General features: G+C 27.4%; 14 protein-coding genes. All 14 read left to right on the top strand.

Annotated features, from left to right (window positions below; genetic code table 11):
• Positions 1-8 precede the first annotated feature (8 nt).
• On the top strand, positions 9-878 hold the full coding sequence (accD, locus tag ACH5BK_RS11065) for an acetyl-CoA carboxylase, carboxyltransferase subunit beta (protein WP_404307357.1): 870 nt from the start codon (positions 9-11) through the stop codon (positions 876-878).
• The gene (locus tag ACH5BK_RS11060) at positions 878-1,495 is read left to right on the top strand and encodes a thiamine phosphate synthase (RefSeq protein WP_404307355.1); all 618 of its coding nucleotides are present in this window, start codon (positions 878-880) and stop codon (positions 1,493-1,495) included. The genes accD and ACH5BK_RS11060 overlap by 1 nt, the downstream gene beginning before the upstream one ends.
• A gap of 2 nt (positions 1,496-1,497) precedes the next feature.
• On the top strand, positions 1,498-1,956 hold the full coding sequence (locus ACH5BK_RS11055; RefSeq protein WP_404307353.1) for a 23S rRNA (pseudouridine(1915)-N(3))-methyltransferase RlmH: 459 nt from the start codon (positions 1,498-1,500) through the stop codon (positions 1,954-1,956).
• A 58-nt stretch (positions 1,957-2,014) separates the two neighbouring features.
• Positions 2,015-2,368 carry an RNA polymerase-binding protein DksA gene (dksA, locus tag ACH5BK_RS11050; protein WP_404307351.1) on the top strand — a complete coding sequence of 118 codons (354 nt, stop codon included), beginning with the start codon at positions 2,015-2,017 and terminating at the stop codon, positions 2,366-2,368.
• A gap of 15 nt (positions 2,369-2,383) precedes the next feature.
• Positions 2,384-3,397: a hypothetical protein gene (locus ACH5BK_RS11045; protein ID WP_404307349.1), complete on the top strand. Its 1,014-nt coding sequence runs from the start codon at positions 2,384-2,386 to the stop codon at positions 3,395-3,397.
• Positions 3,397-4,329 carry a tRNA dihydrouridine synthase gene (locus tag ACH5BK_RS11040; RefSeq protein ID WP_404307347.1) on the top strand — a complete coding sequence of 311 codons (933 nt, stop codon included), beginning with the start codon at positions 3,397-3,399 and terminating at the stop codon, positions 4,327-4,329. The genes ACH5BK_RS11045 and ACH5BK_RS11040 overlap by 1 nt, the downstream gene beginning before the upstream one ends.
• A 90-nt stretch (positions 4,330-4,419) precedes the next feature.
• On the top strand, positions 4,420-5,235 hold the full coding sequence (locus tag ACH5BK_RS11035) for a 50S ribosomal protein L11 methyltransferase (protein ID WP_404307345.1): 816 nt from the start codon (positions 4,420-4,422) through the stop codon (positions 5,233-5,235).
• 3 nt (positions 5,236-5,238) lie between these two features.
• On the top strand, positions 5,239-7,263 hold the full coding sequence (ftsH, locus tag ACH5BK_RS11030; RefSeq protein WP_404307343.1) for an ATP-dependent zinc metalloprotease FtsH: 2,025 nt from the start codon (positions 5,239-5,241) through the stop codon (positions 7,261-7,263).
• Positions 7,264-7,360: 97 nt separating this feature from the next.
• The gene (locus ACH5BK_RS11025) at positions 7,361-8,251 is read left to right on the top strand and encodes a PhnD/SsuA/transferrin family substrate-binding protein (protein WP_404307341.1); all 891 of its coding nucleotides are present in this window, start codon (positions 7,361-7,363) and stop codon (positions 8,249-8,251) included.
• The gene (locus ACH5BK_RS11020) at positions 8,248-9,792 is read left to right on the top strand and encodes an ATP-binding protein (protein ID WP_404307339.1); all 1,545 of its coding nucleotides are present in this window, start codon (positions 8,248-8,250) and stop codon (positions 9,790-9,792) included. Before ACH5BK_RS11025 ends, ACH5BK_RS11020 begins: the two co-directional genes overlap by 4 nt.
• 326 nt (positions 9,793-10,118) lie before the next feature.
• On the top strand, positions 10,119-11,399 hold the full coding sequence (locus ACH5BK_RS11015) for a diguanylate cyclase (protein WP_404307337.1): 1,281 nt from the start codon (positions 10,119-10,121) through the stop codon (positions 11,397-11,399).
• 257 nt (positions 11,400-11,656) lie between these two features.
• Positions 11,657-13,210 carry a 2-isopropylmalate synthase gene (locus tag ACH5BK_RS11010; protein WP_404307335.1) on the top strand — a complete coding sequence of 518 codons (1,554 nt, stop codon included), beginning with the start codon at positions 11,657-11,659 and terminating at the stop codon, positions 13,208-13,210.
• A gap of 163 nt (positions 13,211-13,373) precedes the next feature.
• Entirely contained in the window at positions 13,374-15,377 is a 2,004-nt protein-coding gene (locus ACH5BK_RS11005) for a DUF1538 domain-containing protein (RefSeq protein ID WP_404307333.1), read from the top strand.
• Positions 15,340-15,669, top strand: a complete 330-nt coding sequence (locus ACH5BK_RS11000; protein WP_404307331.1) for a thioredoxin family protein — start codon at positions 15,340-15,342, stop codon at positions 15,667-15,669. Before ACH5BK_RS11005 ends, ACH5BK_RS11000 begins: the two co-directional genes overlap by 38 nt.
• The last annotated feature ends 5 nt before the right edge of the window (positions 15,670-15,674 follow it).

Here is a 15,674-nt window from a genome sequence, read left to right as displayed (position 1 = left end):
GGTCAAAAATGGATTTAAAAAATTTATTTAGCAAAATTTCTTTTGATAGTAGTTCAAAAGAACAACCTACAAAAAAAGATGCTCCAAGTCATTGGGTAAAGTGTCCGGAATGTAGTTCTTTAATGTTTTTTAAAGAGGTGGAAAATCAAGATAATATTTGTCCAAAATGTAACTTTCACATGAGAGTTGGGGCAAAAAGAAGAATTGAAATATTAACTGATAAAGATAGTTTTGTTGAATATGATGAAGATTTAAAACCTAATGATCCTTTAAAATTTGTTGATAAGACTTCTTATAAAAAAAGAGTAGAACAAGCTGAAAAGAAAACAGGCAGAACTTCTTCTGTTGTAAGTGGTGAAGCTACTATAAATGAAATTCCTGTACAAATTGTTGTATTTGATTTCTCATTTATGGGTGGTTCATTAGGTTCAGTTGAAGGTGAAAAAATCGTAAGAGCAGTTGATAGAGCTATCGAAAAACATCAAGGTTTAATTATTGTATCAGCTTCGGGAGGTGCCCGAATGCAAGAATCAACTTTTGCATTAATGCAAATGGCTAAAACATCAGCTGCATTAAAAAGATTAGATCATGCAAAACTTCCTTATATATCAGTATTAACTGATCCAACAATGGGTGGAGTTTCTGCTTCTTTTGCATTTTTAGGTGATATTATAATGGCTGAACCAGGTGCTTTAATTGGATTTGCAGGACAAAGAGTTATTAAACAAACAATTGGAGCTGATTTACCAGAAGGTTTCCAAAGAGCTGAGTTCTTACTTGAAAAAGGTTCAATAGATATGGTTGTAAATAGAAGTGAAATGAAAAAAACATTAGCTGATTTACTTACTATGTTTAAAAAAGAGAAAATTGCTAACTAATGATGAGTAATTTTGAAGAAGTTTTAGGCTTTGAGCTTAAAGCTTCAAACCTTCTTTATGTTTTATGTGATTATGAAACTCTACAAAAAAAATCTTTAACTCTTGAAAAATTTGTTCAAATATGTAAAAATCTTGATGTAAAAATTGTACAATATAGAGATAAAATATCTTCTAATTCTATCCAAAAAGAAAATTTGATTTATTTAAAAAAAAGTTTAAATATACCTATCCTTATTAATGATAAAATTGATTTAATAGAATTTGCAGATGGTTTACATTTGGGGCAAGAAGATTTTGAAAAAATCCATGCTAATAAAAAAATAGCTATTAAATTAATACGAAATAAAATTGGTAAAAAACTTTTAGGTCTTTCAACCCATAATGAAGTTGAAATTTTGGAAGCAAATGATTTAGACTTAGATATGATTGGATTAGGTGCTTATAGAAATACAACTACAAAAAATGTTTCAACTCTTTTAGGAGATAAGATTACATATTTAGCAAAAATATCTAAACATCCAGTTTGTGCTATTGGTGGGGTAAAGATAGATGATAAAATAAAAAATGTTAGTTTCAATGTAGTTGGTTCTGATATTTATTCAAATATTAAGGATTAACTTTGCAGAAAATAAATGTATATATGATAGCAAAACCTTCAAAAGATGAATTTGATAAATTAGTAAATGAATTTTTAAAAATGTCATCGAAATATGCAAAAGTTGAATTTCATTATATTTTTAATAAAACTATTTCAAAAGCACAAAATATAGGTGAAAAAGAAGCACAACAATCTTATAGTGAGGCCTATGAACCTTTATTAAAAGGTTATAATGTAGCTTTAGATGTTTTAGGGAAAAAAGTAGATTCTTTTAAATTTGCTAACATAATTGAGGGTAAAAATGAAATAAATTTCTTTATTGGTGGAGCGTATGGTTTTCAAAGAGAGTTTCTAAAGAAATGTGATAGTATAATATCTTTGAGTGATTTAACAATGGCTCATAAAGTTGCTAATTTAGTTTTAGGGGAACAAATCTTTAGAGCATTAAGCATAAATAATAATCATCCATATCATAAATAACTTATATATTATATAAATTTTTGTATAATTTCAAAATTTAAAAATAAGGGTATATTAAGTGGCAAATACAAAACAGATTGAGGAATTAAAACAGACTTTACTTGAAAGAAAAGAATTAATTACTAATAGTATTAATGATAGTAGAGAAAGTATCAACTCTTTGAAAAATGCTGAGTGTAATGATGAGTTTGATTATGCTGAAGTTTCTAGTGATAGCTTTAAAGAAGGTATTATTGCTAACCAACAAGTAAAAGAACTTGAAGAAATAGAAGATGCTCTAAAAAGAATTGAAAAAGGCACTTATGGTGTTTGTGAAATGTGTGATGAATCAATTGCAATTGGTAGATTAAGAGCAAAACCATTTGCAAAATTTTGTACACCATGTAGAGAGATTTACGAAGTAGAAAAATAGTAAAAAGGATTAGAGATGGGTTTTAAGAAATATGTTATTTTTTCTGTGATATTTATCATAGCTGTTTATGGTTATGCATTTAGTTTAGAGTTGGGAAATTATAAAGTTACAATACTTGATATTTCACTTACTTTACCAGTTGCAGCTTGGATTATAGTACCTTTAGTAATATTATTTATCGCAACAATAGGACATATAGTGTTTTATGGTTTACTAAATATATTTAAACAAAGAGCTATTGATAAAGATCATGAAACTATGATAAATATGATTAAATCAAATTTATTAGAGAAAAGTTTCAACAAAAGGTTTAAGACAAAAGGTTTCAAAAACTTAGCTTCTATTCTTAATCAATTTAACTTAAGTGTTAAAGATAAAACATTCTCATCAAATGATGAAGAACTAAATAAAACTGTTGCAGCTATTCAAGATATAAATGCTGGTAAACATGTTGCTGATAAAAATATTAAATTTAGTGAAATTTCTTCTATAAATAATAGAAATTTAATAAATAAGGTAAATGAACAACCTGATTTTGCTGTTGATGTAGTTAAGAAAAATGAAAATTATTCAGAAAATGTGGTTAAAGCTGCATTTGAAAAAGTACTTGAAGAAAAAAGTATGACTACAGTTAAAAAGATTTATAAAAACATAAAGCTTGATAAACACTTAGCAAAAAGACTTTTTGAAAAAGATGCAGCAAACAATGAGTTTGGATTTACACCTGAAGAGATTTTAAAAATAGTAAAAGATTTAAATTATACAAAAGAAGATTATATGTCTTTAGCTAAAAACTATGAGGCTATTTTACAGCCAGATCAAATTATTGCATTATTTGAAAAGCTTTCATCTGAACTTGATGAAGCAACACCTGCTTATTTACATGTATTATTTGAATATGAAATGATTGATAAAATTAGAGATGTTATAGCACCAACTGCTGATAATGAATATACTGCATTCAAAGCTTTATTAGAGTTAAAAGATGCAGGTAAACACTACGATTTAGAGTCAATTTCTTATAAATAATGAAAAATAAAATAGATTTTAGCAAACCTCTAGTGGTATTAGCACCACTAGCTGGGTATACAGATTTACCTTTTAGATCTGTAGTAAAAAAATTTGGTGCAGATATTACAATATCTGAGATGATTTCTTCAAATGCATTAGTATATAAATCAGAAAAAACTTTAAGAATGATTGAAAAATCTCCAAGTGAAGATCCTTATATTGTGCAAATTGCAGGTAATAAACCTGAATTAGTAAGAGATGCTGTAGAAATACTTAATGATATAGATGGTATTGATGGTATTGATTTAAATTGTGGTTGTCCTGCCCCAAAAGTTTTCAATCATGGTTCAGGTTCAAATCTTTTAGGAGATTTAAAAAAACTTGAAGAAATATTATCAACAGTTAAAAAATATTCTAAAAAACAATATACAACAGCAAAAGTTAGACTTGGAGTAAATGAAAAAATACCAGTTGAAATTGGGAAAGCTGTTGAAGCTTGTGGAGTTGATTTTGTTTCAGTTCATGGAAGAACAAGAGCAGGAAAATATAAAGCACCAGTTGATTATGATGCAATTAAAGCAATGGTAGAAGCTGTTTCTATTCCCGTAATAGCAAATGGTGATATAAAAGACTATGAAAAAGCAAAAGAAGTTTTAGAATATACAAAAGCTAATGGTGTTATGATAGGTCGTGGTGCTATTGGTAAACCTTGGATATTTTATCAATTAAAGCATGGTATTGAAGATATATCAGAAGAAAAGAAAAAAGAAATTATTTTAGAACACTTTGATTCTACTTTAGATTTCCATGGAGAACATGGAGCTTTAATGTTTAGAAAACTTTTACACTCTTATTCAAAAGGTTACAAAGGTGCCCATGAATTCAGAGATATTATAAATCGAGTTTCAGATAAAACTGTTATGAGAGATATGATAGAGAACTTCTTTTAAGACTTTTAATTATATTCAAAAAATTATTTAGATAAAATATCTTATTTTTACGAGAGATAATTCAAATCGTATAAACTATAAAGGATATATTTGTCTGAATATTATTATGAATTAACAATAAAACCAGAAAAAAACTACGAACTTTTTTTAGATTTACTTAGTTCTTTAACTAATCAAGCTATTGAAGAGCTTGATGGTACATTAATAGCTAGAAGTGAAGATGATTTAGCTGATGTAGAAGTAGGAATACAAAAGTTTGCTCAAGCACTTGATACAACTTGCCATACTACATGTTTAAAAAAAGAAAATATTGACTGGATAAAGCAGTATCAAGAATCTGTTAAATCAGTTCAAATAGGTAATTATTTTATTAGACCATCATGGGAAGAAAAAAATGATGACAAAATAAATATCATTATCGATCCTGCATTATCTTTTGGTTCGGGTCATCATGAAACTACATCTTCTTGTATAGAAGCTATTGATAAATATGTACTAAATAAGCAAAGTGTATTAGATGTTGGAACAGGAAGTGGTATTTTAGCAGTTGCTGCTGCTAAAAAACAGTGTAGTGTTGATATCTGTGACACAGATGAAGTATGTATTAAAGATACTCAATCAAATTTTAAGTTAAATGATGTAAGTTTTAATAATTCATGGATTGGATCTGCTAATTTAGCAAAAGAAAAATATGATGTAGTAATTGCTAATATTGTTGCTGATGTTTTAAGTATGATTGCAGGTGACTTAAAAAAATGTTTAAAAGACGAAGGTATTTTAATAATTTCAGGTATTTTAGATAAACACCTTGCTAGAGTTCAAAGTAGATTTAAAAATTTAGAACAAATAGAGTTAATCCATAAAAATGAATGGGTTACAATAGTATATAAAAATAAGGAGTCATAGTTTATGAATAATAAACCTCAAAATAACAATAATGGTGGAGATAATAACAACTTTTTTAATAATAATCCATTATTAGTATTTGTAATTTTTTCAATAGTTACAATTTTTGCTTTTAAAGCATTATTTCCAGAAGATCAAATGGGATCTTCAAATTCACAAGTAGCAGCATTTGGACAATCAAAAAATAAAACTGTTCCATATTCTGATTTAAAACAATTAATTTCAACTGGAAAAATTGAGTATGTTGGAATTGGTAATACTCAAGTTAAAGCTATTTCAAAAAATGGTAATCAAGTTATTACTTATACTGCAAGAAGAGTTATTCCTGATGATACGTTAATTCCTACATTAGAAAAAAATGGAATTGCTTATGGTGGAGTAAATGAAGAGAATGTATTAGCTGATATTCTTTTTGGTTGGGTTTTACCTATTTTTATTTTCTTTGCTATTTGGATGTTTATTGCAAAAAGAATGCAAAAATCGATGGGTGGTGGTTCAGGAGGAATTCTTGGAATAGGGTCTTCTAAAAAGATGATTAATTCTGAAAAACCAAAAGTAAAATTTGAAGATATGGCTGGGAATAAAGAAGCTAAAGAAGAAGTACAAGAAGTAGTTGATTTCTTATCTGATCCAGAAAGATACGTAAAACTTGGAGCTCAAATTCCAAAAGGTGTTTTATTAGTAGGACCTCCTGGAACTGGTAAAACATTATTAGCAAAAGCAGTTGCTGGGGAAGCAGATGTTGAGTTCTTATCTGTATCTGGTTCTGCATTTATTGAAATGTTTGTTGGAGTTGGTGCGTCAAGAGTTAGAGATTTATTTGAACAAGCAAAAAAGTCTGCTCCTGCAATTATTTTTATTGATGAGATTGATGCAATTGGTAAAAGTAGAGCAAGTGGTGGACCAATGGGTGGTAATGATGAGAGAGAACAAACTCTAAATCAATTACTTGCTGAAATGGATGGTTTCTCAACTGAGGCTGCTCCTGTTATTGTACTTGCAGCGACAAATAGACCAGAAGTATTAGATCCAGCATTATTAAGACCAGGAAGATTTGATAGACAAGTACTTGTTGATAAACCTGATTATGAAGGAAGAATTGAAATTCTTAAAGTTCATATTAAAGATGTAAAATTAGGTGATAATGTTGATTTAAAAGAAGTTGCTAAAATGACAGCAGGACTTGCTGGTGCAGATTTAGCAAATATTATTAATGAAGCTGCATTACTTGCAGGTAGAGCAAAAAAAGATCAAGTTGAACCAAGTGATTTTAAAGAAGCAGTTGAGAGACAAATTGCTGGATTAGAGAAAAAATCAAGAAGAATTTCTCCAAAAGAAAGAGAAATTGTAGCTTATCATGAGTCAGGTCATGCATTAATTGCAGAGATTACAAAAGGTGCTAAGAAAGTAAATAAAGTATCTATTGTTCCAAGAGGTTTAGCGGCACTTGGGTATACATTAAATACTCCAGAAGAAAATAAATACTTAATGCAAAAGCATGAGTTAATTGCAGAAGTTGATACATTATTAGGTGGTAGAGCTGCTGAAGAAGTATTTATTGGTGAAATTTCAACTGGTGCAGGTAATGACCTTGAGAGAGCTACTGATATTATTAAATCTATGGCTTCAATTTATGGTATGAGTGATGTTGCTGGTCTTATGGTTTTAGAAAAAAGACAAAATCAATTCTTAGGTGGTCAAACTCAAAAAGACTTCTCTGATGATATGGCTAAAAATCTTGATGAACATGTAAAATCAGTACTTAATGAAAGATATGAAGCTGTTCTTCAAGCCCTAAGAGATAACAAAGAAGCAATTGAACAAATGACACAAGAGTTATTAGAAATTGAAGTTATTTCAGGACAAAGAGTAAGAGAAATTATCAAAGAAAATGGTGGAGAAGTTTTTGAAGATGAAGATTTACATTCAGGACCAATCAAAGATAATGTAGAATCAGAAGAAACTCAACAACTAGACAATGAAGAGAAGATAAATAAAGAAGAAAATACAGAATCTAAAAATGATTAAATAGATATTTAAGAGTTTATCTTCTATAAAAAGTAAGCTAAAGCTTACTTTTTATTTACTATAATTTTTTATATAATATAAAATATTTAGGCAAAATTTGACTTTCTTACTTAAAACAATAATTATTCTAAGCTTAACCCTTAACTTATATTCAAGTGATAAAAATTACAAATTTGAATCTACTTATGGTTTTACTCAAAATGGAACTATTTTAAACCGATTTAAAGATGCAAGAGTAGCTATGAAAACATGGCTGGAAGATATTGCAGAATCTTATGAAGGAAAATTAACTTTGAGGTTCTACGATAATGATAGAGTTTTATACAATGATTTTAAAAAAGGTAAAGTAGAAATGATTGTTTTAAATCTTCCTTTTTATTTTAAATATGAATCTGAAATTAATAATGATGCCATTGATTTATGGTCTATTGCAATGAGTAAAGATAGATATATTAAGTATTATCTTATAACATCTAAGGATAGTGGTATTAAAAGTTTTAAAGATATAAAAAATAAATCAATTAGTATTAATATAACTGACAATGTAGGTAGTATTTGGTTAGATAAAAATTCTTTAGTTTATTTTAAAGCTTCATATAAAGATATATTTTCAGAAGTGCATCTAGCTTCTAAAGAATCAACTGCTTTACTAAATGTATTTTTTAAGAAAAGGGATTTAGCAGTAGTTACAAAAAAAACATGGGATACAATGATTGAATTAAACCCTGGAATATTAGATAAAATAAAAATTATAGAAGAAACAAAACAAAAACATTTACCTTTTATAGGATTTTTTTCTAAATATGCTAATAAAACATCTATAGATACTTTTTTTGAGCTTAGTGAAAATCTTAAAGAATTAAAAGGAAGTAGACAAATTATTGAACTTTTAAAATTTGATTCTGTTTTTAAAGTTGAAAAAAACTCTTTAACTGGATTAAAAAATTATTATAGAGAATATGAGTTTTTAAAAAAGAAATATAAATGAAAAGTATTATAACAAAAGTATTTTTACTGATATTTATTTCTATTTTTGCAGTATTATCAGTCTTTTCTTATCAAGCAGTAGAATTACAAAAAAAATCTATACTTGATAATCTTAAATCAAATGCAAAAAGTATTGCTTCTTCTATTACTTATGTAAATACAGATTATATGGTAATTGATGATGAAATAAAGCTTTTAGAATTTTCTTATGAGTATATTCAAACATCAAAAGAACTTCAAGCTTTAAGTATTTCAAGAAAAAATGGTAATAGTATTATTGTAACTAAGACAAAATGGAGTGTAGAAAAAAATATTGAACAAAACTTTGATTTTGAAGAAGAAGCTAGTATTATGTATTCAAAATTTGCACAAAAAAATGTGTTTGCTTATAAATATCCTATTATTCTTTCTGGTGTTAAATGGGGCTGGATTGATTTAGAACTTTCTTTAGATGAATATGATAAAAAATTAAATAGTATGTATAAGCAATTTATGTATTTAGCTATTACTATGCTTATTGTTGCATTTTTTGTTTCATACTATATAGCTAAAATGGTTAGTAAACCTATTGTAAAATTAGAGCAAGTATCAGAAATTATTTCAAATGGAGATTTAAGTAAAAGAGTTGAAATAAACTCTTCTGATGAAATTGGCCGACTTACAAAGAGTTTCAACAAAATGGTTGATAACTTAGAACAATCACAACAAAAATTAAAGAAATCACATGATGATTTGGAATTAAGAGTACATGAACGAACAAAAGAATTAAGAAATCTAAATGATAATCTTGAATTTAGAGTTAAAGAAGAAATTAATAAACAAAAAGAACAAGAGCAAATTCTTATACAACAATCTAAATTAGCAGCAATGGGTGAAATGATTGGAAATATTGCACATCAATGGCGACAACCTTTAAATGCTTTAGGATTAGTAATGCAAAATATTCATTTTTCTTACCAAATGGGAGAACTTGATGATGAGTTTATGCAAAGATCTATTGACAAAGTTAATACTTTAACTAAAAATATGTCAAAAACTATTGATGACTTTAGAAACTTTTTTAAACCTACAAAAGAGAAAGCTTGTTTTAATTTAAAAGAATTAGTATTAAAATCAAGTTTATTAGTAGAATCTGCATTTAAACATTATGAAATTGATATAAAACATAATCATTTTATTGATATAAATGTATATGGTTTTGATAATGAGTTTTCACAAACTATTTTAAATGTTTTAAATAATGCAAAAGATGCAATAGTAGAAAATAAAGTAAAAAATGGTTTAGTAACAATTTCTTTACAAAAAAGTGAAAAATATGGAATTGTTATAATTCAAGATAATGCAGGTGGAATACCTCTTGAGATAATGGATAAAGTTTTTAATCCTTATTTTACTACAAAAGAGGAAGGTAAGGGAACGGGAATAGGTCTTTATATGTCAAAAATTATAGTTGAACAAAATATGGATGGTAAATTAGAAGTTATGAATGATGATAATGGTGCAATATTTACTATAAGTATTCCTTTATATGAAGAAAAATAGTTACAAAATAAAAATTTCTTATTAAAATATAAAATTATATATCATTTCTATTAACAAATTATATTGTATAAAAAGAATATAATAATAAAAAAGAAAGAAGAGAATTTTAAGACTATAACTAAGAATATTTTACCTACTATAGACTTTTATGCAATTTCAAATTTTATTAGAAAGAATAAAAATTAAAAAGAAAAAACTTATAATTATAATAGGTGTTTATAAAATAAAGTTATATTTCAATTTAAAAAAAATATAAGCTTAAATATAGATAATCTTAATATTATTAATGTTAAAATTAATAAAATAATTAGGTATAGCCAAAAATAATGAAGAAAATTAATAAAGAATTGTTGTCAAGTCTTACTGTACTTTATGTAGAAGACGAAGATATGATTAGAGATGAAGTAACTTATTTTTTTAATAGAAATATACCAAATTTTTATACTGCTAAAAATGGTGAAGAAGGCTTAGAACTTTTTTATAAAATAAACCCTGATTTAATTATTACAGATATTCAGATGCCAAAAATGAATGGTATTGAAATGTTAAAAAAAATCAATAAGAGAAGTTTACCTGTTATTGTAACTACAGCTTATTCTGATTTAGATTATTTTTTAAAAGCAATTGAACTTCAAGTTAATAAATTTGTAATTAAACCTATTGATTTAATGCAATTAATTTATGATATTCAAGATTGTTTTTTAACTACACATTTAAGAGATCAACTCTTTGAAAAAGATAATCTTTTAGAAATAGTTGATGAAAATGTACTTCTTTCTATTACTGATAAAGATGGGAAAATTATTGATGTAAGTTCTGCTTTTTGTGAATTTGTAGGTTACTCAAAAACAGAATTAATAGGAAGCAAACATTCTCTTTTAAGACATGAAGATACTCCTGATGAATTCTATGAAAATATGTGGAGTCAAATTATTTCAGGTAAAACTTTTTCTTCAGAGATTAAAAATAAAAAGAAGAATGGAGATATTTATTGGGCAAAACTTACAATTACTCCTGTTTTTAATAATGGTGAAATAGTTAATTATACTGCAATTAGACAAGACCTTACAGATAACAAAAAATTAGAATTACTATCAATACAAGATGACTTAACAAAACTATATAATAGAAGGTTTTTTAATGAAACAATTGAAAAAGAAATTAGAAGAGTTAAAAGAGAAGGAATTTATTTAAGTCTTTTATCTTTAGATATTGATCATTTTAAAAAATATAATGATACTTATGGACATCCTAAAGGGGATGATATCTTAATGCAGGTAGCTAAAAACTTAGAAGAAACTACTTCAAGAGCAACTGATTATGTGTTTAGAATGGGAGGGGAAGAGTTCTGTATAATATTTTCGAATTTAGATATTGATGAATCAATGGCTTATGCACAAAAAATTGTAAGAAATATTGAAAATTTAAAAATTGAGCATAATCAAAATACAGCAAGTAAATTTGTAACTATTTCAGCAGGTTTAGTTGTTCAAAAATCAGAACATATTGAAAATCAAGAACAATTATATAGAGCTTCTGATAAAGCACTATATAAAGCAAAAATAAATGGTAGAAATCAAGTTTATTTATCAAATGACTCAAAATAGTCTTGACAAATCTTGTTTTATTAATTATACTTAAGCCAATTAATTTATTCAGGAGAGAAAATGAAAATTTTTGATTTTTACAACAATCATTTTATAAAAAGTGTTAACTCTCTTCTTCTACTTAAAATCTCTCTCTAATTTTAATCAAATTAGACTTCATATATTTAAATAATTCAAATATAAATTAAACCGTTATAGTTTTCTTTTTTATAAAATAAAAAAAGATATAATATTGTATATTTTAAAGGGTAAATACAATGGATAAAAATAAAATTATAGTTTTTGATACTACATTAAGAGATGGTGAACAATCTCCTGGTTGTTCGATGAATACAGAAGAAAAGATAAAAGTTGCGTTACAATTAGAAAAGTTAGGTGTTGATGTTATAGAAGCTGGTTTTGCAGCTGCAAGTCCAGGGGATTTTGATGCAGTTTCAAGAATAGCAGAACAGGTTAAAAATTCTTCTATCTGTTCTTTAAGCAGAGCTATTGAAAATGACATAAAACAATCAGGTTTAGCAGTCTCAAAAGCTCCTTTACATAGAATACATACTTTTATTGCTACTAGTCCTATTCACATGCAATATAAGTTAAAAATGAGCCCAGAAGAGGTTATTAAAAGAGCAGTTCATGCAGTTGAATATGCAAGAACATTTGTTGATGATGTTGAATTTTCATTAGAAGATGCAGGAAGATCTGAAATTCCATTTATGAAAGAAGTAATGGATGCAGTTATAAATGCTGGAGCTTCTACAATTAATTTACCTGATACAGTTGGGTATAGATTACCACATGAATTAGGTGCAATGGTTAAAGAATTATCAGATTTTGCAGGAGATAGAGCAATTATTTCTGTTCATAATCATAATGATTTAGGTTTAGCAACTGCAAATACTTTATCAGCAGTTGAAAATGGTGCTAGACAAATTGAAGTAACAATTAATGGTTTAGGTGAAAGAGCTGGAAATTCATCATTAGAAGAAGCTGTAATGGCTATTAAAACTAGAAGTGATGCTTTTGGTGGTTTATATACAAATATAAATACTGCGGAAATTTATCCAACTTCAAGATTAGTTGCTACAATAACTGGTGTTGAACCACAACAAAATAAAGCAATTGTTGGTAAAAATGCCTTTGCTCATGAAAGTGGAATTCATCAAGATGGTGTATTAAAACATCAAGAGACTTATGAAATTATGAAACCAGAAGATGTAGGTGTATTTAAAGAATCAACATTAATTTTAGGAAAACATTCAGGAAGAGCAGCATTTAGAGATAAGATTGTACATTTAGGATTTGATAAGGTAAGTGATGAAGAGTTAAATTCTGCCTTTGAAAGATTTAAAGTCTTAGCTGATAAGAAAAAAGATGTTACTGATGATGATATTAGAATGTTAATAACTGATGAGTCATTAAACTCTGATAAAACTTATGAATTAGTAGGATTACAAATTTCTGACTGTTCAAATGGAATGCCAATGGCAGCAGTATCAATTAAACATAATAATACAGTTATGCAAGATGCAAATATTGGTGAAGGTACAATGGATGCAATCTTTAAAACAATAGATAGATTAACAGGAATAAATGGTAGTTTACAAAGCTATAATGTAACTTCTGTTACAGAAGGAAAAGATGCACTTGCAAAAGTTACAACAAGAGTAATTTTTGATGAAAATTCACCTTCTTTTGTTGGACATGGATTAAGTATTGATACAATGTTAGCAACAGCAAAAGCTTATTTAGGAAGTGTAAACTCTTACCTTTCTCAAAAAGAGAGATTAGCCAAAAAAAGTGAGCATCAAGTTTAATATTATAAAGTAGTTCTTCTACTTTATAATAATTTCTTGTATATTTAAAAATAACTCACAAAAGCCTTTAAACTTTATCCCACAATTCAGTAAAAACAATGTAAAATAGAACTATTAACTAAAATTATTAATAATTTTAGAATTAGTAGGAGACATAAAATATATGATGCAATTTAACTTCTTTTTGAAGCTATTAAAAGAGTCATTTAGGGATTTAATTCCTATTGTTGTAGTTATTCTTTTCTTTCAACTAGCAATTATTCAAGCTATACCTGATGGTTGGGTAAGCACTGCGATTGGATTAGGTATTGTTGGAGTAGGTTTAGCAATTTTTTTACAGGGACTTGAAATTGGTATTTTCCCTGTAGGTGAAGGTTTAGCAAGGGATTTCGCAAAGCATGGTACAATGCTTTGGGTACTATTTTTTGCTTTTTTAATCGGGTTTGGTACAACTATTGCAGAACCTGCACTTGCTGTAATTGCTGATAAAGCAGCTTCAATTTCTAGTGGTCGTATAGATGCAACTATGCTTAGACTTGTTGTTGCAGGTTCTGTTGGGTTTGCTATTTTCTTGGGTGTTTTTAGGATTTATAAGGGACATCCTATTCACTATTATATCATTGCTGGATATTTATTAGTTGTAAGTGTTACTTTTTTTGCACCAAAAGAAATTATTGGTTTAGCGTATGATTTAGGTGGAGTTACAACATCAACTGTAACAGTTCCTTTAGTTGCAGCACTTGGAATTGGACTTGCAACAACTATTAAAGGTAGAAACCCTGTTGTTGATGGTTTTGGTCTTATTGCTTTTGCTTCTTTAACTCCTATGATTTTCGTACAAATTTATGGAATAGCAGTTTACAATTTAGTAGATGCAAAAGATGTAGCAACTGTTGCTGTTGAAGCTGCTGTATCGAGTAATGCTACAATTTCTTTTTCTTCACTATTAATGGGATTAGCAAATGTTGTAAAAGATGTAGCACCTATTTTATTTATTATTTTATTTTTTCAATATGCTGTATTAAAAAAGAGAATTGAAAATCTTAAAACAGTACTTTTAGGTTTTGTTTTAGTTATTTTAGGTTTAGATGCTTTTATTCTTGGACTTGAAATGGGGCTTTTCACATTAGGTGAAACTATGGCTTATCAATTAACTAAATCTGATTCTGTAATGATGATTTATGCTTTTGCCTTTGCTATTGGATTTTCAACTACAATGGCAGAACCTGCACTTATGGCAATTGCTAAAAAAGCAAAAGATATTTCAGATGGTAAAATTAATGACTTTATTTTAAGAATATTTGTAGCTTCTGGTGTTGCTATTGGTATTGCTTTAGGAGCCTTTAGAATTGTAGATGGAGGACATATTCACTACTATATTATTGTTGGATATATGGTAGTAATTATTCTTACATTTATTGCACCTAAATATATTATTCCTATTGCTTATGATAGTGGTGGAGTTACAACATCAACTGTAACAGTTCCTTTGGTTGCAGCACTTGGAATTGGACTTGCTACAAATATTGAAGGAAGAAGTCCACTAATTGATGGTTTTGGTCTTATTGCTTTTGCTTCATTATTTCCAATGATTACAGTGATGTTGTATGGTATTATTACTGAGAAAATTGGTGTAAAATCAGATACTGAAATTGAAAAAGAAGAGTTATTAAAAGATGCATTAATTGATGCTGAGAATATGGATTTAGCAACTGTTAATATTGATGGTTCATCAGTGAGACATTCATTAGATTTAGAGTTTAGTGCTGTTGTTATAATAGTTCCAGTTGATAAAAAGCTTGATGCAATTTCTGCAGCACATAAAGCAGGAGCTTCTGGAGTTACAGTTTTAAGAGCTGATGGAATAGGTTTAGAAGAAATGGCCAATTTCTATAGAACAAACTTTGAAGCAAATGATACTTTACTTTTATTTTTATTACCTAAGTATTTAGTAAATGAGGTAATTAAATCAATAATTCATTCTTTACATATTACAACTACTGGAAAAGGAATTGCTTTTGCTTTCCCTCTAACTCACATGAAAGGTATTTCTTTAAGTAAAGAAGATATTTTTAGAGAAAAAGCTTATGAAGTAAATATTGATGAGCAAGATAATAAAGAAATTGAAAATGATACAAGTAACGAATCTGATACAACTTCAAAATAGTATTAATACAGGGGAACCTGTATTAATATATTTCTCTGGTGAAAATTGTTCTGTTTGTAAAGTATTAAAACCCAAAATTGAAGAAGAAGTAAAAAAGAACTTTTCAAAGTTTAAAATCTATGAAGTAAAAACTGATTTATATAAAGAAATTACAAGCCATTTTACGGTATTTTCTATACCTACAATATTGGTTTATTTTGATACTCATGAGTTTAGGAGATATGGAAGAAATATCTCTGTATCTTATTTTATAGAAGAATTAAAAAGACCATATAATTTAATGTATGAGTAGGTTTT

The sequence above is a fragment of the Arcobacter sp. YIC-80 genome (genome assembly GCF_044841725.1).
GTDB lineage: Bacteria > Campylobacterota > Campylobacteria > Campylobacterales > Arcobacteraceae > Arcobacter_B.
Note: the sequence above shows the minus strand (reverse complement) of the source record. Positions and strands in the feature narration are given on the sequence as shown.

Coding starts and splice junctions, on each gene's coding strand:
- ftsH (WP_404307343.1), top strand. CDS start 5,239: ATGAATAATAAACCTCAAAATAACAATAATGGTGGAGATAATAACAAC.
- ACH5BK_RS11045 (WP_404307349.1), top strand. CDS start 2,384: ATGGGTTTTAAGAAATATGTTATTTTTTCTGTGATATTTATCATAGCT.
- ACH5BK_RS11040 (WP_404307347.1), top strand. CDS start 3,397: ATGAAAAATAAAATAGATTTTAGCAAACCTCTAGTGGTATTAGCACCA.
- ACH5BK_RS11005 (WP_404307333.1), top strand. CDS start 13,374: ATGATGCAATTTAACTTCTTTTTGAAGCTATTAAAAGAGTCATTTAGG.
- ACH5BK_RS11000 (WP_404307331.1), top strand. CDS start 15,340: ATGATACAAGTAACGAATCTGATACAACTTCAAAATAGTATTAATACA.
- ACH5BK_RS11015 (WP_404307337.1), top strand. CDS start 10,119: ATGAAGAAAATTAATAAAGAATTGTTGTCAAGTCTTACTGTACTTTAT.
- ACH5BK_RS11010 (WP_404307335.1), top strand. CDS start 11,657: ATGGATAAAAATAAAATTATAGTTTTTGATACTACATTAAGAGATGGT.
- accD (WP_404307357.1), top strand. CDS start 9: ATGGATTTAAAAAATTTATTTAGCAAAATTTCTTTTGATAGTAGTTCA.
- ACH5BK_RS11020 (WP_404307339.1), top strand. CDS start 8,248: ATGAAAAGTATTATAACAAAAGTATTTTTACTGATATTTATTTCTATT.
- ACH5BK_RS11060 (WP_404307355.1), top strand. CDS start 878: ATGATGAGTAATTTTGAAGAAGTTTTAGGCTTTGAGCTTAAAGCTTCA.